Genomic DNA, 19,580 nt, shown 5'->3' with positions numbered 1-19,580 from the left:
ATCGCCTTGGCGTTGCTATTGCCCCGCCAACTGATCGTATTCCTGCTGAAGATTCATAACCGCGGCTTCCCGGGCACTGCACACCAGAATTGGTGTCCCTTTGCCCTGCCATGAAGCAAATTTCATTATGTTGCAGAAGCTCCGCCATTCCTCTTTATAAAACCAAATTGAAGCCGGGCACGAAGCGCATGCGGTCAACGGTCGATCTTGCGGCGAAACCTTCATGAGACGAAATGCCTCCGGCGTAAATTCAGTATGTCGACCCGAAACTTTTTCGGGCTGTGGCGGTGTAGGGGTGCTCATTACTTTCTCCTTGTCTTGAGCGGTAGAAATAAGAACGCGGGGTCAAAAACCTCTGGCTGCTGCGGCGATTGCGGCGGCGCGATAAGCCGCGTCGGAAGCTTTTCTCTGAGCTTCGCCTGTGGTGTCACCAAGCGGGGTGTCATCGACTGGTAGAGGTTGAGTGACACTCCGGATCTGATTGAATCTTCGGATCGCCGAAGGAATACCGCTGTTCAGATTGCCGAGCATGCTGTCCGGCCAGAATTCGGCTGGATCCCACGCATTGGAATGGAATATGCGAGCCACCAAGGCTTGCAGTGCGTCGCGGCCAATAGACGGACCCGACGGGCGCGGAGTCGTCGGCGCTGTATGAGGTCGATGTTGAACCGTGGATTGAATTGGTGCCCGGCGCGCAGAAGGGGACGCAAAAGGCTGCTGTGGTTGCACAGGCGTAGGGGGCCGCTGCCTATTCGCTTCAGCTTTGGGAGCCTCATCGGTCCGCTGAATTTTCGCCTGCTGACGACCAAGGGCTCCATGCAAGGCTATGCCTTCCTGCATGGCAAGTTCGAGGGCTAGCTTCTTGAATGCGCGGTCTCCGAACACGGCAATTTCGCAGCCTGGGTTGTTCTTGGCTACGAGAAGCAGAGCCGCCCTCACAGCGCCGCGATCCTTCGCAGCGTTGACGAGCACTCGATCTCCAAGGTCGATGAAAGAGGGTCTGCCTGCCGGGTCATCGGCCCGTCGGTAGATAACGCGACCTGATAACTTGACCGCTGTAAATGTCTCAATCGGTTCCTGCTGAGGGGCATTACCATTCAGAGGCGAAACCTCAATAATTCCGAAGCCTAAGGCGCTGGCAACTGCTTCGACGGGGTCTGCAGGCTGGGTGCCGCCAGCCCAATCATCGAAGGATGGAAATTTCGCAGATGCCTTGGCGGTTGCGACGGCATCTGCGCTGACGCCTCCAGAGGCGGCCCTTCCGTGGCCCTCGCGGAATCGGTCGACGATTGAGCTAAGGCGGTTCTCGTGGTCACGCTTTGAAGCATAGTATTCGCGGCGTTTCAGATCATGCGACCACATTTCCCGCTGGGGTGTGGGCTTGATGGGGTGCGCTGAAGGGGTGAACTCTTCATTGCCATAGCGCGTCTTGAGCTTCTCGTAGGATGTCGATCGATCGATGGACGCTTTTACTCGCTTCCCGTCAATTATGAAGTTCGCACCTTTTCGGACGTTTTCTATAGAGATACCTTCCGCAGCGAGAAGACGGTTGCACTCATCCCAGCAGCTCGACTTCAGCGCGATCGGCACCGCAGTTTCGAGTGCAATGCGCTGTCTGGATTTGTAACCGCTTTCTTCCTCGTATCTGCGAGATGCCTCATCAATACGGGCGGCGACGTCCCTCGACTTAGAAGCCGTTTTGCTTTGGCTACCAACTCGCCCGACACCCGATTTTTTCCACAGACGCGGGTTGTCGGCTGGCCCGATCTCAGCATTGTCCGCTTTGTGGACAAGCACGCCTGCGGCGACCTCGTAAAGTGATCCTTCTTCCCGCGACCAATGCGGGAATGTATTTTCGATTACGGCTTTCGCGCGTTGAGCAGTGTCAATATCCCAGCCGTTTCCAGCAGTCCGGCGCTCTGCTGTCACGCAGTCGATGCGCAGCACGGCGATATGGACGTGGAGGTTGTCAGTGTCGCCATGCACGCCCCAAATGACAGGACAATTCTCCAGGTCCTGGCAATGCAAGAAAATATGGGTCGATTTCTCAATTTGTTCGACCGTGGGCTTATCGTCGGCAGCCCAGCTCATTACCCAGTGGTCGAGTGCCCCGGCACCATTCTCGCAGCGGTGCATCAGGCCCATCATTTCGACCTGTTGAGCCTCAAGGTTTTTACCCATGAGGCCTATCGCACCGCTCGCAAGAACCTGCTCTTCGACCGTGTATGTGAGCAGGTCGCGAATGTGCGCATTGTCTTCATGGAGCCGAAGCTTTCGTAGATCTTCGAGGTCTGCGCGCACGATGTAGCGTGAGAGCCGTGCGACGTAGGCAAACTCAGAACCAGCAGTCTGTCGCCTCGAAGGGGTCTTACGGCGGATCTTGGCAATGATCATTTTGACGCCCCGCTGTGGCCGTGTTGGCGCAGGATTTCGAAGACCATTTCGGCACGTTCAAAAACGAATTGCCGGATGTCATCCGCAACAGGTTCGGTCCCGTCAGCAACTCTCACTAGGGCTTGGCAAATAGCTAGAAGTTCGGCGCTGGCTGCAAGAGTTGGGAGTGGGCGACTCGTTTGGCCCAGCAACACGCGCCGGATATGCGGGGAAATCGCCAGCCCTTCGCAAGCAGCTCGCGCTGCAATCCGTAGCTTTTCGTCCGCATTTAGCCGGACGGCAACGGAACAATCACGCTTGGTGTCGCCAGTCATCAGCTTGCATCCTCTATAATGCCGCGACCAGCCCGAAGGGCGCAGAGCGGCAACTGGGCGTAAACACGCCCCATCCTGTGTCCTTCTGCTTCTATTTTCCGAATAATCCGCGACTTGTCGTCGACCGATCGGGAAGATTTGGGCGATTGGAGCGCCAGCTTGACGCTGCAGCTACTCACGCCAGTCCACCCGTGAACATAAAGAGCCGTATGCCACCAATCGGCGCCGCCGGCATGTAGCCGCTTGATCGCGCCAAGCGGCTCAGGATAGCTCGACGGAAGCCAGTTGGCGCGGCCGTTGATCAGGGCTGCGACTATCTGTTCGAAAGTGGAGCCTATGGCGTAGCCGTGGTATTCAGCTAGGCGAGCAACGCAGATGAACTCCTTCGGGAGCGGCTGGGATATCTCGTTGCGGTCAATCATGGAAAACCCCCATCGTTGAGATGAATGGCGACCGGCACGTTTCGCCGGTCGCATGACGAAGACGCTGGGGGATCACATCGCGGCAGCGGCTGCGCGGTGTGCTGCCAATGCCGCCTCTTTAGCTGCCACGATGAAGGCGCGGGCCGCGACCAGCACCGCCGGGTCGTCCGCATCGGGGGCAAGTCTCAGGAGGTTGCGCTGCGATGTGATCTCGCGGGCATCCGCGACGAGGCATTCGTTGCTTACCTGCCACTTGAGATTGCGACCGGAGTAGGATGGGACGAGGCGCCCCCTAGCAAGGGCGGCAAGGACTGGCACCGCAAGGTCTCCGTGGACTAGATAAACCATGCCCGGCTGCTTGGCGAGCTCCATGAGATTATGCGCCGTCCATGCCGCTGCGAGTTCAAAGCCTGCTACCGGTTTGGCACACCAATCGAACGGCGTAACCCCGGCGGCAGTGATCAGGCTGAGGATGGCGAGTTGATCGGTGAGGACCGCAATCGATGGGAAATCATGCCTCAGTTCGTCGAACTTCGATAGATCGCAGCCCTCATCTTGGCCGTGGACCGCAACGAGGACTTCCGCCTCCTTTGAAATCTGGCGGGCAAAGTTGGCGGCATCGTCTTCCAGACCGACCTTGCCAGGAACCAGCGACAGCACAGCGAATGTGTCGTGACCGAGCGCCCTCATTTGCCGCAGCGCCGCGCGGACGGTGCGCCGCGACTTGCTATTCAGCATTTCATTCGCACCGAGATCGATGATGATAACATCGGCGCCAGCTTCGTCTGCAAGAGCGATGAGGGTATCAGCGTAGTTGCCGGTTTCCTCGTCCGGCAAAAGCTCGACGCGGTTGGGACCACCCACCTTCAAGCTGGTGGATAGGCTGCCAATGCCACGGTCGGCGCATACATAGATGACAACCAGACCGGCGGCAGTGGCAACACTCCCGATAGCCAACGCGGTTTTGGTTTTGCGCACGCCGCCACCGTTTGGGCCTATGATTATGACCTTCAGCTTTCGCTTTTTCTTAGGCTTGGGCGGAAGGGTGGGTGCCGACGTGGAAGCGAGCGTGGTGGTCGATATCAGATCAGTCATAATGGAGTCCTTAAATGAGGTTGTCAGCGACGCGGACGACGAGCGGCAAACGCGTCATCGTCGTCATCGCCGTCATCGTCGGGTGACGTTGCGATCTCAGTTGAGTTGGTCTGTGCTAACGTCGGCGTCAGCAGCGTTTCCGGCTGCTGTGCTAGACCACCGGGTGTGGATGCGGTCGCCTTGATCCGCCCTGCCCGGATGTCGTTAACTGAGCCGATCGTTTTGAGGATCGCGGCCTTAAACCCGGGTTCTAAAACGGGTTCACCCTGCGCGCGGACGGCATCGGCAACTTCTGGCAACCTGGCGCCGTAATCGGCAATCAAGCTAATGATATCGTCGCGATAGTCCTCGACGATCTCACGCTGCAGGCGCTTCTTTGGCGTCTGCGAAGCTTGCTCAGCGAAATGCGAGTGCAGCCGGTTCATACGCGCCGACGTTGGCTGGTGCTGCTGATGGTGCGGGCAATGATCCACGCCTCGATATCAGCGCGCCGGTAGCGCGGCCGATTACCAAAGGAGATCCAGGGGGGGCCATCCCCCCTGACCCGGGCTTTATCCCAAAAGCTTCTGCTCGTTTTGGTGAGCCCGGCAAGCTGTGTAGTAGTAAGCCATTCTTCGGCAGTGGGCCACTGCTTATAATCGATTTCCATGGTCGTTCTCCGACATTCGCCGCGACGTTGCGGCGCTGTGGGAGATCGTTTTTTTTGCGAAAAAGCGCATTAGTATTTGAGCGCTTCAATCTGGCTGAATTCAAAGCCTTTTATCGCATTGCGTTCGAGTAAGTAACTAAACTATATACTAATTATCGTAACGCTATAGCGATTTAACGCCCCCTCCTTTTGCGGCGCGAGCCTCCTCGCCCCGTAATATTGTTGCAATATGACGCGCCATTGCTTCCGTCATGACGGCCTCAGGCGGAAGAATCTTAGTCTTGCACTCAGTTTGCCGCCAAGATTTCCATTCATTCATGATGATTGTTCTCAGAGGCTGCAGTGGGGGAGGAGCGCGCTCATCAATCTTATGTTTTTGAGCAATAAAGATCATGTATCGAGCGTAGGTCGAAAGGTGGTTAAGCGTGTTGTTGTTGAGCGGCGAGTTCGATGCCGACTTGATCGCCGCCAGGTAGGCGGTTGCGCTTTCTTGTTCGACATATATCGGGCCATGGTGCCCGCCTTCTGCCGCCGCGCTAACGGGATCGTTCGCGTCAATTCGGCATCTTGAGAAGCGAGCCGCCAAGGCTTTCGGATTCCGCCAACCAGATCGTGCGATAGGCTGGAACTCGTAAGTCTTTGGGTTGAGCACAAAGGTCTGGATCAGGCCACTTGCCGCAGCTTGGGCAATCTCTTCTTTTATCGGCAAAGCAGATTTCGAGCTCGGTTTCTTGACCGCCCCAGCCCATTTGGGACCGTGCCGAATTTTGCCAACTTCTACGAAGAAAGTAGCGAGAAAAATTTTGCTGTTCGGTTCCGGCTCATACCACTGTGTTCGTCCATTGCGACTCCAGAAGTCATCCTGCATGGCAATCCTCAGTTAGGCGATCAGCACGCCGCTATGATCGAGCGCTTCAATTGATCTGCATAAAGCCATTTCCTGCTCGGCTCTCCCGCCAAGGTGGTGCCTCGCAAATCACGGAGGAACTCGCCCCATAGCTCCAACGCGACCCTCTTTTCGGTTAAGTATCTATAATTAAATGTTAACAACAGCTACGTCCATCCTAGGCTCCGTGCCAGCGAATGCCTTAAATGGGGCCGATTGCAAAATGGCAGGAATTTTCCAGGAGGAGGGCAAAGCCGCCTTGCCGCTTTCGGGATCGTGTCGCGACCTCGGTTTTGACCGCTTGTGGGTGGAAATCTGAATGGCTGCTTCTCGAGAACTGGGCACCATCCACCGTCTGGATCGAGAGGAAAACACACGCGCAGACACATAACGTCTCTCGCCATAAAGCCATGGAAGGATAGTGGCAGTGCTGCCTTACCTTGGCAGGCGCTCCCTTTGGTGTATTCATGGGATGCGCCTCATGAAAACCCATTTTATCTCTCGCCTGCGTAGCCCTGGCTTACCGGACGACACCGGACCCGTTCTGCTGAGCGAAGCTCTCAGCGAGCCAAGGAGCTTTCCCGCCAGACAGGTGATTTGCCGCGGAGACAGTGAGGTTACTGGTTTTCCCGTCATCATTTCCGGATGGGCGGCAAGATGTCAGTTCGTTCTGGATGGCGGCCGGCAGATCACCGGGCTGCTCGTTCCGGGTGATCTTGCTTATCTCGGCCGCATGCCCGGGCAGGTAATCGACGAGGAAATTGTGGCGCTCAGCACCTGCAAAGTCGCATGGCTTCCCGCGCTGGTGGTCGAAGAACTTGTCGCGTCCCACCCGGTTTGCGGGATCGCCCTGCGAAGCTACGCAGCGCTCGAATACGCAATGGCTATTTCCTGGCTGGTGAACGTTGGAAGAAGAGATGCGTTCGAGCGCATGGCTCACTTCATTTGCGAGATCCACTACCGGCTTTCCAGAGTGGGTCTCGTTCAGGGGGCAGAGTTTCTATTTCCGCTCAAGCAACACGAACTGGCCGATGTGCTGGGACTTGCTCCGGTTCATGTGAACCGCAAAATACAGCAATTGCGGCAGGAGGGATTGATCGCACTGAAAGGCCGGCACCTCGAGATCCTCGACCTTGCCCGCCTGCGACACATGGCCGGCTTCCAGAGTGCCTACCTTGGCGACCTGGCAACGATTGATATATCGGACGCGGCAGGCCAATTGCCGGGGTGAATGTCAGCAGCAGCAATCAGGATTTGACCTGTTGACCTCCGCCACCGCTCGCCTTGGGGGCTTCGCTGTGAACCTGGTGTAGCGCGGTGATCACAGCCGATGCCTCAGCAGGTTTGGAGATGAACTTGGCATAGTTCAGATCATTGGGGACGACTGTGACATCATATCCGGTCAGGAACACGCACGGAATACCCTTGGCATCCAGCGCTCGGGCAAAATCGAAAGACTGCGTGTCGCCCAGATTGATGTCGAGAAGAGCAATATCGATTTTGCTGCGTTCCAGGATTTCATCAAGATCAGGAACGGTGGCACGGCAACCAACGATTTCCACACCCGCCTGTTGGAGCGTATCGCGTATATCCTGTGCTTGGTAAAAATCGTCCTCGACGATGAGGATGTGACAGCCCTTAAGAAGTTTGGCGACCATGCCGTCGTTCCTTCTATATTACGTTCGCCTTACCGGACTTCCTCTGATGCCCCCAAGCTCGCGTTTCCTCGCTGCCTTTCTATTCCTTCGATGCCGGTTTCCAGCACACTTGACCCGTCGACCAGCGGAAACGACATTTCTGCCAGCACACCTGTATCGTGGATCGTAAGTGAACCGGTTCCCTGCAATTCGTATGGTATGCGCTCTTCGATTAGCTGCCGCCCAAATCCCACGCGCGACGGCTTGGTCACTGCACTCACGCCGGTTTCCTGCCAGCGCAAGGCGAGGTGATTTGTTGATTCTTTCGCAATGATTGTCCAGCTTATTTTAATATAGCCCTTGTCGCCCAAGGCTCCATATTTGACTGAATTGGTGGCAAGTTCGTGGATCGCCAGAGTGAGAACCTCGGCCAACTGCGGCGACAGTTGCACTGGAGGCCCCTCAATCCGGTAAGCCTTTTCGGGCGCGGCACAGGCAAGCAGTTCCTCGCGCATAATCGATGACAAATCGACGTTCGCCCCAGGTGAGCGCGTCAGCATTGCCTGCGTCCGCCCCATGGCCTGTAGCCGCCCGATCAGGTGATCGACATAGCTTTCGAGAGTGCGGTGCGTGGAAGCCGATTGCCGCGCCATCCCACGAATCATGCTGATGAGATTGCGGACGCGGTGCTGGAGTTCTTCCACCAACAGCTTCTGCCACTCTTCCTGTCTGCGACGTTCCGTCGTGTCGATCATCGCCCCCAGCATGCGGACCGGCTTGCCATCAGCATTATACAGATACTGCCCTCGAGCCGAGATCCAGTGCACCTCCCCACCGGGATGAACGACGCGGAAATCACAGACATATTCCTGCCGCGTCTCGCGGGCGTGCTCGAGCGCTGATTCGACCGCTTCGAAATCATCTTTGTGCACCCGATCTCGAAAAGCCGAGAGGCTTGCGGCGATTTCGTTGACCTCGTAACCCAGCAGTTCGAAATGGGCATCAGACCATCTGATTTGCTCAGTGACGACATCCCAGTCCCACACCCCGACGCCGCCGATCTCGGTGGCCACACGAAGCATTTCGGCGCCGCTGGCAAGCTCCGCTTCGGTGGCCTTGCTTTCGGTGATGTCGGTAGCCATCCCAAACCACTCGCGGACCTTACCCGCGTCATCGAGCACCGGAACAGCACGCGAGCGCAGCCAACCAACCGTGCCGTCGGCCCTGTTGACTCGGATTTCCTCATCGAAGGGAGTGTTGTTCGCGAGGCACTCTGCGACCGCGGCTTCCAGCGCCGGTCGATCGTCGGCCGGGACGTGATCGTCAATCCAGTTCGTCGGATCCGCGCCAGGGAGGAGTAGCCCCTTGCCGTAAAGCTCACGCAGCTCGGTCCAGTCGGCGCTCATCTGGTATACGACGTCGGAACTGACGTTGATCAAGGAGGTGAGCCGGCTTTCGCTTTCCCTCAAAGCGTTCTCTGTCGCTTTGCGCTCGCTGGTATCTTCGAACAGGATAGCGACGAGATTGGAACCGACTGGACCAGCCGAGAAGGCGTAAACGTCGAACCATCGCCCCATCGCTTGGGACTCCAGTTCGAATCGGATCGGCTTTCCTGTGGCAGCGACTTCGCCGTAGATGGCGAACCATTCAGGCTCGAGATCAGGTTCGAATTCCCGCATCCAGCGCCCCTTGGCGTCCGCCAACCCAGACTGCGCCTCAAACGCGCGGTTGCAATCGACGAACTTATAGTCTGCCGCCTCGCCAGCTTCATCAAACCTGATTTCCACCACGCACAGCCCCTCGTCGATCGCGTCGAACAAGGTCTTGAACCGCGCCTCTGCCTGCGCCCTTTCTTTTCGTTTACGTTCAGCTTCGGTCACGTCGTGGATCAGGGCAAGCACCAGCTGCGTATCACCGCCGCCCACCGGCGAAAGGGTCATCTCGTAAACGTTTCCGTTCTGATCGGTGTAGGGCCGCAAGAGAACTGGGCGCTGCGCTTGCGCGGCGCGTAGCAGGTTGTCGTGCCACTCATCGGCCCGATCCGGAAAGCGATCACGAAGGAGCTGTCCCGTCAGATCGCCCACGCCAAGCATTTCCTGCATGGCGGTATTGTTGGCCCGGTAGCGCCAGTCCTTTGCGCCTTCGCCCTCAGCGGAAACTCGCTCCAGCAGGCAGGCCGCTTGGGGAAGCGCAGCTACTATTGCGTTGTGCGGGTGAATATCCTTCATGCGGCTGATCTGGTCATTACAGTCTCCTGGCCCGCGCTGTTGAGTGAAGCAGCAACGCAAGTTGGCCAACGTTAGCATACGTATTTCTCGCCAGCTGACGAGCACATGCTTCTAGTAGCTCTTTGCAGATATGCGGAACTCACAATATGCTGTCACGCGCCCGCTTTCTTTATAGCCGCGCCCGTTTCCCACACGAAGCCGTTGCATTCAGTCCCCATAGCCACACCAGAAACCAAGCGGCACCCAAAGGCTTTCGCTCTCCACAGAGGTTAATGCCGCCAAGCAACCGGTCAAGGACTGCGTCATTTGTAATATGTCGGCGCGTGGTGACGCGCTTTATCAAATTTTTCAGATGAAGGTTGCTTTGCGCTCAGCGCATCGCGGGCATTTCCGAACCTCGCGAACCTCGGATGCCTGCGCCGTCATGCGGCATCGCAAGCCGCGGGATCCAATTTCAGGCACTTTTTGGCAGTGCCCGGAAAGCGGCGTAGGTTATGCAGGAACGACGGAACTGGGCTCGAATTGCGAATTCCGGCTTTCGGCGAGAAACCCGGTGAAGCTGTCAGGCAGGTTTAGAGGCCGCGCCTGGTATCCATCGGTGACCGGAGGTGGGTGTGAGCGAACGGTCCGATGCGCGGACACGATCAGCTCATGCGCTGCTCATCACCAACAGTGTTCGGGCGGGCGAGGGTCAGACGGTCAAGCACAGCGTCGATAGCCATTTCCAGATCTGCTCTGACCTCCTTTCCGGTCTTCAAACCGTAAAGGGTCGCTTCAGCCACAAGCGCGTTGACGAAGCTTGCCAGCAATTGCGCGTCATCCACCGCAATCGCGCCCTGCTTCCGGGCTTCTTCGAGCAAGCCGCGAAGCCTGGCGATCCCGTAGCAATTTTCGATCTCGCGTGCCCGCTCCTGGCCGAGCGCGGATGGCCCGATCTTGAAAAGGATCGCTGCAACATCAGGATCCTTCACTACATCGAGCCATGCCATGCAGCCGTTCTTGAGTTGCTCCAGCGGCGGTTTGCCCTCGGCTCTTTGATCAAAGGCGCGCTCGATCGCCACCTTGGATTCGCGCGTGTAAAGGGCCTCGATGATCTCGTCCTTGCTCTGGAAGTGATGATACAAGGCGCCTTTGCTCAGCCCCGTTTCGTCGAGAACGCGCTGCGTTGTGGTGGCCTCGAGACCGCGCGAAAGGATGGATCTGCGGAACGCTTCCAGCAGTCTAGCGCGCGTGGCGTCCGATCGTTCTTTCTGCGTGGCCATTCTCCGCCCCTTTACAAGCCGCGAGCCACGTGACAAACAAACCGGCAGTCGGTTTCTTTGAGGATGTCCCGCATGTCTAAAAATTTAGAAAGCATCGACCGCATGTTCGGCATCTGGAATACCACGGATGAAAGCGAGCAACGCACGCTCGCCGAAGCTGCGCTGGAGCACAACGTTCACTTTGTCGACCCGAGACATAACATCATCGGGCGCGAACAGTTTCTGAGCATGGTCCGCCAGACGCAGGCCGAACATGCCGGTTTGAGCTATTCTCGTTCCTGTGAGCCGCAATGGCAAAACAACCATTGTCGCTACCACTGGTCGATCCACAGTGGTGATCAGGAGGTCATGACCGGTTTCGATGTCACGGAAGTCACCGATGCCGGCAAGATCGTCAAGGTCATCGGATTTTTTGGCGAACTCGACCGACCCGTGACCGCTTCCGGGCAGCAGAACTAGGCAGGCTGAACGTCCACTTCGGGGTCGGTTTCTGAATGGCAGGATTTTTCCAGAAGCGAAGCAAAGCTGCCATACCGCTTTCGGGATTGCGCATCAGCACCGCTTATGACCGAAGATGGGTGGTTAGCAGACAGTCGTAGAGCTTATTTGTCTAGCCAATCTCTGACGATCAGTGCGGCGCCATACAGAGGCACTCCGACGAGAATGACTATGGCCAATCCGAGGAAGAATAGAGCGAACCATGCGAAAGGACCTTCAGTTCCCATTGGTATCGCTTCCCCATTTCACTGGCACAAAATGGCTCAATGCATAAGTGTCCGCAACGGGGTCGCTTCCCGAATGGCAGGAATTTTCCAGCAGCGAGGCAAAGCCGCCATTGTCGCCCGATTTGAATGGCGTCTGCACCCGATCCAGACGCGGTCATTTGGCCTTGCGGCATGATGCGCCCGGTCGGGACGGAAGCTGCGGCCCACAGTAAGGGTCTGTGAATGAGCAACAACATTGCACCGGCTCGAACTACATGCTTAAGTATTAAGGGTTTAGGGGAAAACGCTTGCGCATTCAGTATATCAAGATCGATCAATGGAGGCATTTCGAGGGGGTCGCCTTCACCCTTCCAGAATCGGCTCCAATTATTTGCATCGTCGGCGGCAACGGAACTGGTAAGAGCCAAATACTCGAATTAATTGCAGCGTGCGCTCAACGTATAGGTCTTACGCCGGGCTCTGAGAATCCACGAGGTGATCCATTTGCGGAGAACGCCGCGTTCGAAATAAATTTCTTTGTGGCGCCTCAAACCATTCCGAACTTGGATGATGAACATGCCTATCCGGAGGGCACGCTTCGCCAAGACTACGCGGCATGGGACAGAACGCTGCTTGTGCGCAGTCGGATGGACAAAGGTAGTGACATAGTTGCCGGCGGAATTCCTGCGGATAGGGCTGCCCAGTTCGCTCGGCATACCGTTCAAATTATCCAGCAGAGCGCGTCGATCCATTACCTATCGCTAGACGCAGATCGAGCTTACCCCAAAATCCAGATCGCTAGTCACCAGTTGAGCGAAGTTTATGATCGGGATTGGGGTGACGCGACGAATAAGCAGAGCTCCTTCAGAATCACCAGAAATCTCTATGACGAATGGTTCAGATTTCTGATCGGTCGGGAAAATCAAGATAATAACAAGCACGTTCAGGCGATACGGGTCGCGCGTAACGCTGGCGCACAGGAACCCGTATTTGTCGATCAATTTGAGGCTTACAAAAACGCCGTCAGAAACGTGCTTCCGCATCTACTCTTTGTGGGTATCGACCCCCAGACGCGCCAAATTAGATTTGACTCGACCGGCATACCTCTGACGTTCGACCAACTCAGTGGTGGAGAGCGTGAAATTGCGTTCCTAGTAGGGCAGATCGAGCGCTTTGGGCTAAAAAGGGGGTTGCTTCTAGTCGACGAACCGGAGTTGCACCTTAACTACGACTTGCTCCGGGCGTGGATCGGATTTTTGAAAAAGAGCGTGGAGGCGGGGCAAATTTGGCTCGCCACCCATTCGTTAGAGGTAGTGGAAGTCACAGGGCAGGATGCGACTGTCATTCTTAGTCGCGATGATCAAACTCGCCGTGTGACGGGAGCCGCACCACTTAGCCAGCAGCCCGTGATAGCAACTTTATCGCGTGCGATTGGATCTCCGGCCTTTTCAATTTCCAACTTGGCGTTCGTCATGATCGAGGGCGAAGAGGAGATTGGCGAACGTGAGCGGTTCAGGTTGCTTTGCGACATACCTTCTCACGTGCGCTTTCTAGAGGCCGGATCATGCAAAGAGGTCATTCGCAGGATCGAGGGTTTAAAGGATCTGGCGGCGGCATCCGGTCAGGGGATTCGAATTGGGGGAGTAGTCGACAAAGATTGGAGAACAAAGTGCGAGCAAGGTGAGTTAGAAGCGCAAGGCCTATTTGTCTTGGGGGTCCACGAGGTGGAGAACCTATTTTTGCATCCACCAACATTAGTCGAACTCCTCACGATGATGGGAGGAGATGCACAAAATATTTATTCGACCATTCTTGCCTCTGCGGACCGTCGGGCAGGAACTTGGATTTTCGATGCGGCGCGCACTGATCGAAAGTTTCGCGACTATGCCGAACCTTCCAAAGTAGTTCGGGAGTTAGTCCACAGGTTGACGTGGGTGGACTTCAGCGATTTAGAAACCAAGTGTGATGAAATAGCGAATGCGCATGGAAATCTAAATGACAAAGAGATCGCGGCCCTGAAGGCGCATTTGATCGCTCGCGCAAAAGTCTATGCACGCAGGCGCGAAGATGATGGTCTCTGGCGATTATGTGAGGGGAAGGAGGTGTTCAGATCTATTCTGCCAAATTTTGGGCTCACCGATGAGGATGCCGCCGAGCGAGCTATCGCTGCAGTGTGGCAGAGGAAGCCTGAACTAGTCCCTGAAGAATTGCAGGCTCTACGTGCTTATATTCGAGGCCTCTGAGCTCTAACGCTACGGCAGTGAGAGCCGCTTTTGAGGGGCCGCAAAACCAGGGTAGATCCCAAATGCCGATCTGCTGAACGTCAGACTTGCTCATTTGTGAGCGGAAGCCGGTTTAAATCCGCAACTCCGATCCCCGACGAAGCGGAACTTCGCAATCAGGCCTCGGAACGGCGGATTTGTCTCAGGATCGGCCATGCAGCCTGATCGGGCGGAGGCAACCCAATTGGTGCTCGTGCTCTGTTTAACTGTTGGGCCAGCGAATTCTGAGGCCAGGCAAAGGAACGTCAAGCTGCTGCAGAGTGCGGCGTAATCTCCATGTTGTTTCCAGAATCGAACCACGCGTTGATTTTCATCACGGCGTGCGGTTGGTCTCGTCATCCATAAACTTTCGCGCCAACCAAACGCTCGATGCTCTCGACGGTAATCAAGGTTCGACTGCCGACTTTATGCCTGACAAGAACCCTTTCTCGCATCAATTCGTCTACTTTTGTGCGCCCTAGGCCCGTTGCTTGCATCGTTTGCGCTATTGAGGCCGTGAGGTCACCTGGCCGAATTGGAGGGACGACCTTGCCCTTTAATTTGCCATTCTGACATGACGAGGACGAAGCCGCCTCCTCGGCCTTCCTACCCGGATTGACGGTTTTTTTTGCTGCGCCGATCGGGGGTGCTGCACAGTAGCGATCAAGAACCTTGATAAGCGAAGCTTCGGAAAAGCTGATGCCTGTGATCAGGATCGCAGGAGCGCCTCCCTTGAGGGCCGACCCTTCGAGCCGGACTGTTCCACCATTGAAGGCCGCACTGATCTTGCCAGAGGCAACAATACGATCCCATTCGTCCGACGGGATTTGCGAGTCACGAAAGATCTCGATCGGACCTTCCGCGGGCCTAATTTCGCGCACGAGTGCATAGGTTTTGATGAGCCCGGCGGCTGCGAAGTCCGCCAAAAGCGACTTGGCCGCGTCAAGGTCTCTTGCCTCTACAAGATCGATGGCTCTGGCCGGAAGGACAGGTTGATGGGCTGGCATGGCTCTTCTCGTTCCTAAGCCGCGACATCTGTCAGAAAAGAGTGAAAAAGCAGTAACCTTAGGGTTTGCAGCCAAAATTTTGCCGGCACGCAGCCAAAAGGAGGCTGGTTATTTACCTCTCAGAGATCACCGCTGATGTTCGCAGATGCCTGCCTAAGTTTTTCATGTTTTTTTCATGGAAACCGGCGCCATCTTTTCTAAGTCATTGAAAAGATGGTGGGCGCGACAGGGATTGAACCTGTGACCCCACCCGTGTGAAGGGTGTGCTCTACCGCTGAGCTACGCGCCCGTCCCGATCGGCCGTTTGGCCGGGACAGGGGCGCGCCTTTACTGTGGTCCTGCGCGCTTGGCAAGCATTGCCAGCCCGGGGTGGGGGTACTTTTCTCGCGTAGCTCACTCGGCCGCGATCAGCAGCCTGAGCAACGCCGCGATACCGCCGGACGGAGCGCCTGACCCTTCCCGCATCGGCGAACGGCCCGGACATTCTAGGCAGATCGCCTGCACGCCTTGCGCGTTCATCAGCCGTTCGACATCGCCGGTCAGCCGAGCGGCCAGTTCGTTCTGGCGGCGTGCCACCAGCGCGAAGGGGCCGCCGCTGCTTATCGCGCGCGCGCTGTCGGCCTCGCTGGTGAGCAGCCGGCGGATCAGCGGATCGAAGTTGTCGGCATTCTCGCCGAGATAGACCGGATGCCAATCCTTGCCTTCGGCGCCCGCCTTGGCCGCCGCCCACTCCAGCGCTTCCTCGATCCCGCCGAACTGGTCGACCAGTCCGACCTGACGCGCTGCGCCGCCATCCCACAACCTGCCGCCGCCGAGCGCATCGACCCGTTCGACCGGCATGTTGCGCGACTTGGAAACCCGCGCGAGAAAATCGCGATAGGTCGAGGCCACACCCGCCTGGAGAACCGCATCGATCTCGGGCGAGAAGCCGCCGATGATATCCGGCTGGCCCGCAAGCGGTGTGGTGCGAACTCCGTCGGTAGTGACCCCGATCCGCGCTGCCGCCTGTTCGAAGGTCGGGATCACCGCGAACACGCCGATCGACCCGGTGATCGTTTCGGGCTGGGCAAAGATCCGGTCGCTGGAGGTGGCGACCCAGTAGCCGCCGCTCGCGGCGATATTGGCGAAGGATACCGCAACCGGAATCTTGCGATCGCGGAAGCGCTGGATCGCGCGGCGGATTTCTTCGGAAGCGATGGCCGATCCGCCGGGCGAATCGACCCGGACCACCAGCGCGGCGAGATCATCGTCGAGCGCGTCGTCGAGCAGATCGGCGATGCGTGTGCCCCCGGCCGTTCCGGGTCCGGCCTCGCCGTCCACGATCTCGCCTGCGATGGTGATTACGCCGATCTTCTTGCCGCCGCGCTTCTCCGGCGATGCGGCCAGAAAGGCGTCGAATTCGCTCGCGGCAAAAGCGCCGGGCGTCTTGTCGAAACGATCCTCACCCGCAATGTCGGCGACCCTTGCGCCAAAGGCCACCCGGTCGCCCAGCTTGTCGACCAGCCCGGCGTTGATCGCGGCAGTGGCGAGATCGCCTCCGCCCGACGCGATCCAGCTGGCCGTGTCGCCGGTGACCTGCGCCAGATCGGCCTTCGGGCGGGCCTTCTTCACATTCGCCTGCCATTCTTCCCACAAGGCGCCGTAGACCCCGCCGATATTCTCGCGCGCTTCGGGCGACATCGTGCTGCGGGAATAGGGCTCGGTCGCCGATTTGTAGTCGCCTGCGCGATAGACCCGCGCTGTGACTCCGACCTTTTCCAGAAGCTCGGCAAAATAGAGGTAGCTGCCGCCCGGCCCGGTGATCAGCGCCGCGCCCTGCGGGTCGAGCCAGACTTCGCTGGCATGGGCGGCCAGCAACATGTGATCATCGGCATAGCCGAGCGCGAAGGTCATCACCGGCTTTTTCGCCGCGCGCACGCGGTCCATCGCCTCGCCGATAGCGGTCAAGTGCACCTGACCGCCGCCGACGAAGGTGGTGAGATCGATCACGACCGCCTTGATCCGGTCATCGGTGGCTGCGGCATCGAGCGCGCGGATGATGTCGCGGGCCTGGTATTCGGCCATCGGAGCCGAACCGCTGAGCAGCGCGGTGATCGGATCGATCGCGGATTTTTCCTCGACCACGACGCCCGAAAGCTCGATCAGCAGCGCGCCTTCGCGCACCTGTCCGGGGCTGGGGCGGGCGGACAGGATGCCGAACAGCGCCACGAAGAACAGCAGCATGAACAGCAGGACCAGCCCGTCCTTCACTCCGACGAGCAGTTTCCACACCTTGCCGACAAAACTCATCCACTGTCCCTTTTGCGTATGCTGCGCCGATCTAGGGACTTTGCGGCGCAACTTCCATGAGAAACCGGTGCAGCATGGGTTGAGCGACGCATGAGCCTCGACTAAGGACATCGCTTTAATGAGTGCGAACGATCTTTCAGCGCCTTCGGGCCGCTTTCCGGCGGGGCGCATGGCCTTTCCGCACCGCGACCTAACCGCCATCAGCCAGCTTGAACGGCACGAGATCCTCTACCTGCTCGATCAGGCCGAACAATGGGTCGAACTGAACCGGCAGAGCGCCAAGCACACCGATCTTTTGTCGGGCCTCACCATCATCAACGCCTTCTTCGAAAATTCGACCCGCACGCTGCTGTCGTTCGAAATCGCGGGCAAGAGGTTGGGGGCGGACGTGGTCAACATGCACGCCGCCACTTCCAGCGTGAAGAAGGGCGAGACGTTGATCGATACCGCGATCACGCTGAACGCGATGCGCGCCGATGCGATTGTGATCCGGCATGGTTCGTCCGGCGCGACCGGGCTGATCGCCGACAAGGTCGATTGTCCGGTTCTGAACGCGGGCGACGGCAGCCACGAACACCCGACACAGGCGCTGCTGGATGCGCTCACCTTGCGCCACGCGCTCGACGAACGCGGCGAGGCGTCGGAGGATTTCACCGGGCTCAAGGTCGTGATCTGCGGCGATATCCTGCATAGCCGGGTGGCGCGATCGAACATCCTGTGCCTCACCGCGCTGGGGGCCGATGTGCGGGTCTGCGCGCCGCCTGCGCTGATGCCGAGCGGGATTGAAGCGATGGGGGTCAGCGTGTCTCACAACTTCGACGCCGCCATCAAAGGCGTGGACGTGGTGATGATGCTGCGCCTGCAGGCGGAACGGATGAGCGGGCAATTCATCCCCTCGGCGCGCGAATACCGCCACCTTTACGGCCTGACGAAAGCGCGTCTGGCGCTCGCCGATGCCGAGGCGCTGGTAATGCATCCCGGGCCGATGAACCGCGGCGTGGAGATCGATAGCGAGGTTGCCGACATGGACACCCGCTCGCTGATCACGCGGCAGGTGGAAATGGGCGTGGCGATCCGCATGGCGTGTCTCGACATCCTCACGCGCGGGGCGCGGGGCGTGGAGGGCTGGTCATGAAACAGGCGACGCCGCTCACCATCACCAACGCGCAGCTGGTAACGCCTGCGGGGATCGTGCGCGGCGCGATCCGCTGCGCCGAGGGGGTGATTGCGGCGCTGGGGGCGGACGTCTCCGCGCAGGATGGCGACGCGGCGCTGGATGCGCGCGGCAAGCTGATCGCGCCGGGGCTGGTCGATCTGTGCGTGTTCGCGGTCGACAAACCCGCGTTCCATTTCGGCGGGATTACGCGCGCCGCGCTGATGCCCGACCAGTCGCCCCCGCTCGATCTGCCGAGCCGGGTGGGCTTCATCGCCAAGAGCGGCAAGCCCGATCTGTGGGTGCACCCGCTGGCCGCCGCGACGCGCGGGTTGGAAGGCTCCGAACTGGCCGAACTGGCGCTGATGCAACAGGCGGGCGCGCGCGGGATCGCGACCGGGCGGCGCTGGATCGCGGATTCGGGCGTGATGCTGTGGCTGCTGCAATATGCCGCGATGCTCGATCTGGTGGTGGTCGCCCATGCCGAGGATGCCGGGCTGGCGGGCAGCGCCGTGGCGACGTCAGGCGAAATCGCGACCCGGCTGGGCCTGCCCGCCGCACCTGCCGAGGCCGAGGCGCTGGCGATCGCCCGCGATATTGCGCTGGCAGACCTTGCAGGCGCAAAGCTGCATTTCCGGCAGGTGACCACCGCGCAAGGGTTCGATCTGGTGCGCGCGGCCAAGGCGCGGGGGCTGCCCGTCACTTGCGGGATAACGCCTGCGCATTTCATGCTGTCCGACTTGGCGACCGCCGATTACCGCACCTTCGCGCGCATCGCGCCGCCCTTGCGCAGCGAGGCCGATCGGCAAGCGGCGCGTGCCGCCATCGCCGATGGCACAGTGGATGTGATCGCCAGCGGCCACGATCCGCGCGGGCCGGAGGACAAGCGTCTGCCCTTCGCCGATGCCGCGCCGGGAATGGCCGGGGCCGAAACGTTGCTGGCGATGACGCTCAATCTGGTGCGCGACGATGTGATCGACCTCCCCCGCGTGTTCGATCTGCTCGCCCGCAATCCCGCCCGCCTGCTCGGCGTCGCGGCGGGCGAACTGGCGGAAGGGCACGAGGCCGATCTGGCGCTGATCGATCCGGACGCGCCGTGGATCATCGACCGCCGCAAGATGGAAGCCACCGCCGACAACACCCCGTTCGACCGGCAGGGCGCGCAAGGCCGCGTGCTGGGCTTGTGGAAAGGCGGGGTCAAGGTCGCCGCCTGATCCTTCTGCAGTCACGCCTACACCATACCAAAACGCCCCCGGTGAGCCATCGCTCGCCGGGGGCG

The 19,580-nt window shown here is 58.7% G+C and carries 18 protein-coding genes and 1 tRNA gene; 5 read left to right on the top strand and 14 right to left on the bottom strand.

Features of this window, described 5'->3' with window-relative positions:
• Positions 1-15: 15 nt before the first annotated feature.
• The 8 genes from Q0L48_RS14060 to Q0L48_RS14025 form a co-directional block, all read right to left on the bottom strand.
• The gene (locus tag Q0L48_RS14060; RefSeq protein ID WP_296721987.1) at positions 16-303 is read right to left on the bottom strand and encodes a hypothetical protein; all 288 of its coding nucleotides are present in this window, start codon (positions 301-303) and stop codon (positions 16-18) included.
• A 42-nt stretch (positions 304-345) separates the two neighbouring features.
• The gene (locus tag Q0L48_RS14055; protein ID WP_296721985.1) at positions 346-2,394 is read right to left on the bottom strand and encodes a relaxase/mobilization nuclease domain-containing protein; all 2,049 of its coding nucleotides are present in this window, start codon (positions 2,392-2,394) and stop codon (positions 346-348) included.
• Positions 2,391-2,708, bottom strand: a complete 318-nt coding sequence (locus Q0L48_RS14050) for a hypothetical protein (protein WP_296721983.1) — start codon at positions 2,706-2,708, stop codon at positions 2,391-2,393. Before Q0L48_RS14050 ends, Q0L48_RS14055 begins: the two co-directional genes overlap by 4 nt.
• Positions 2,708-3,130, bottom strand: coding sequence for a hypothetical protein (locus Q0L48_RS14045; RefSeq protein ID WP_296721981.1), 423 nt, complete (start codon positions 3,128-3,130; stop codon positions 2,708-2,710). The genes Q0L48_RS14050 and Q0L48_RS14045 overlap by 1 nt, the downstream gene beginning before the upstream one ends.
• A gap of 72 nt (positions 3,131-3,202) precedes the next feature.
• Complete coding sequence (locus Q0L48_RS14040; protein WP_296721979.1) at positions 3,203-4,225, bottom strand: ATP-binding protein; 1,023 nt, start codon at positions 4,223-4,225, stop codon at positions 3,203-3,205.
• Positions 4,226-4,248: 23 nt separating this feature from the next.
• Positions 4,249-4,650 carry a hypothetical protein gene (locus Q0L48_RS14035; protein ID WP_296721977.1) on the bottom strand — a complete coding sequence of 134 codons (402 nt, stop codon included), beginning with the start codon at positions 4,648-4,650 and terminating at the stop codon, positions 4,249-4,251.
• Complete coding sequence (locus Q0L48_RS14030; RefSeq protein ID WP_296721975.1) at positions 4,647-4,874, bottom strand: hypothetical protein; 228 nt, start codon at positions 4,872-4,874, stop codon at positions 4,647-4,649. The genes Q0L48_RS14035 and Q0L48_RS14030 overlap by 4 nt, the downstream gene beginning before the upstream one ends.
• Positions 4,875-5,037: 163 nt before the next feature.
• Positions 5,038-5,742 carry a hypothetical protein gene (locus Q0L48_RS14025; protein WP_296721973.1) on the bottom strand — a complete coding sequence of 235 codons (705 nt, stop codon included), beginning with the start codon at positions 5,740-5,742 and terminating at the stop codon, positions 5,038-5,040.
• 499 nt (positions 5,743-6,241) lie between these two features.
• On the opposite strand from Q0L48_RS14025, the gene Q0L48_RS14020 reads away from it, so the two are divergent.
• Positions 6,242-6,991, top strand: coding sequence for a Crp/Fnr family transcriptional regulator (locus tag Q0L48_RS14020; RefSeq protein WP_296721971.1), 750 nt, complete (start codon positions 6,242-6,244; stop codon positions 6,989-6,991).
• Between the two features lie 16 nt (positions 6,992-7,007).
• On the opposite strand, the gene Q0L48_RS14015 is transcribed toward Q0L48_RS14020, so the two are convergent.
• From Q0L48_RS14015 to Q0L48_RS14005, 3 genes are all read right to left on the bottom strand, one after another.
• On the bottom strand, positions 7,008-7,418 hold the full coding sequence (locus Q0L48_RS14015; RefSeq protein WP_296721969.1) for a response regulator: 411 nt from the start codon (positions 7,416-7,418) through the stop codon (positions 7,008-7,010).
• A 29-nt stretch (positions 7,419-7,447) separates the two neighbouring features.
• Positions 7,448-9,625 (bottom strand): PAS domain-containing protein, encoded by a 2,178-nt coding sequence (locus tag Q0L48_RS14010; RefSeq protein WP_296721967.1) that lies wholly within the window; start codon positions 9,623-9,625, stop codon positions 7,448-7,450.
• A gap of 644 nt (positions 9,626-10,269) precedes the next feature.
• Entirely contained in the window at positions 10,270-10,887 is a 618-nt protein-coding gene (locus Q0L48_RS14005) for a TetR/AcrR family transcriptional regulator (RefSeq protein ID WP_296721965.1), read from the bottom strand.
• Between the two features lie 102 nt (positions 10,888-10,989).
• Here Q0L48_RS14005 and Q0L48_RS14000 point away from each other — a divergent pair, with 102 nt between their 5' ends.
• Both Q0L48_RS14000 and Q0L48_RS13995 read left to right on the top strand, forming a co-directional pair.
• Positions 10,990-11,346: a hypothetical protein gene (locus Q0L48_RS14000; RefSeq protein ID WP_296721964.1), complete on the top strand. Its 357-nt coding sequence runs from the start codon at positions 10,990-10,992 to the stop codon at positions 11,344-11,346.
• Between the two features lie 553 nt (positions 11,347-11,899).
• Positions 11,900-13,834 carry an AAA family ATPase gene (locus Q0L48_RS13995; RefSeq protein ID WP_296721962.1) on the top strand — a complete coding sequence of 645 codons (1,935 nt, stop codon included), beginning with the start codon at positions 11,900-11,902 and terminating at the stop codon, positions 13,832-13,834.
• Positions 13,835-14,208: 374 nt separating this feature from the next.
• On the opposite strand, the gene Q0L48_RS13990 is transcribed toward Q0L48_RS13995, so the two are convergent.
• The 3 genes from Q0L48_RS13990 to sppA all read right to left on the bottom strand — a co-directional run bounded on the left by Q0L48_RS13990 (position 14,209) and on the right by sppA (position 17,148).
• Entirely contained in the window at positions 14,209-14,859 is a 651-nt protein-coding gene (locus Q0L48_RS13990) for a hypothetical protein (RefSeq protein ID WP_296721960.1), read from the bottom strand.
• A 214-nt stretch (positions 14,860-15,073) separates the two neighbouring features.
• Positions 15,074-15,148 (bottom strand) — tRNA-Val (locus Q0L48_RS13985).
• 104 nt (positions 15,149-15,252) lie between these two features.
• Positions 15,253-17,148, bottom strand: coding sequence for a signal peptide peptidase SppA (sppA, locus tag Q0L48_RS13980; protein ID WP_296721958.1), 1,896 nt, complete (start codon positions 17,146-17,148; stop codon positions 15,253-15,255).
• 118 nt (positions 17,149-17,266) lie between these two features.
• On the opposite strand from sppA, the gene Q0L48_RS13975 reads away from it, so the two are divergent.
• Together Q0L48_RS13975 and Q0L48_RS13970 are read left to right on the top strand one after the other, a co-directional pair.
• A complete protein-coding gene (locus Q0L48_RS13975; RefSeq protein ID WP_296721957.1) occupies positions 17,267-18,283 on the top strand; it encodes an aspartate carbamoyltransferase catalytic subunit in 1,017 nt (338 codons plus the stop codon).
• Positions 18,280-19,515 (top strand): dihydroorotase family protein, encoded by a 1,236-nt coding sequence (locus Q0L48_RS13970; protein ID WP_296721954.1) that lies wholly within the window; start codon positions 18,280-18,282, stop codon positions 19,513-19,515. Before Q0L48_RS13975 ends, Q0L48_RS13970 begins: the two co-directional genes overlap by 4 nt.
• Positions 19,516-19,580 lie beyond the last annotated feature (65 nt).

The sequence above is a fragment of the Erythrobacter sp. genome, assembly GCF_024305245.1.
Taxonomy (GTDB): domain Bacteria; phylum Pseudomonadota; class Alphaproteobacteria; order Sphingomonadales; family Sphingomonadaceae; genus Erythrobacter.
This window is presented reverse-complemented; position numbering and strand designations above follow the sequence as displayed.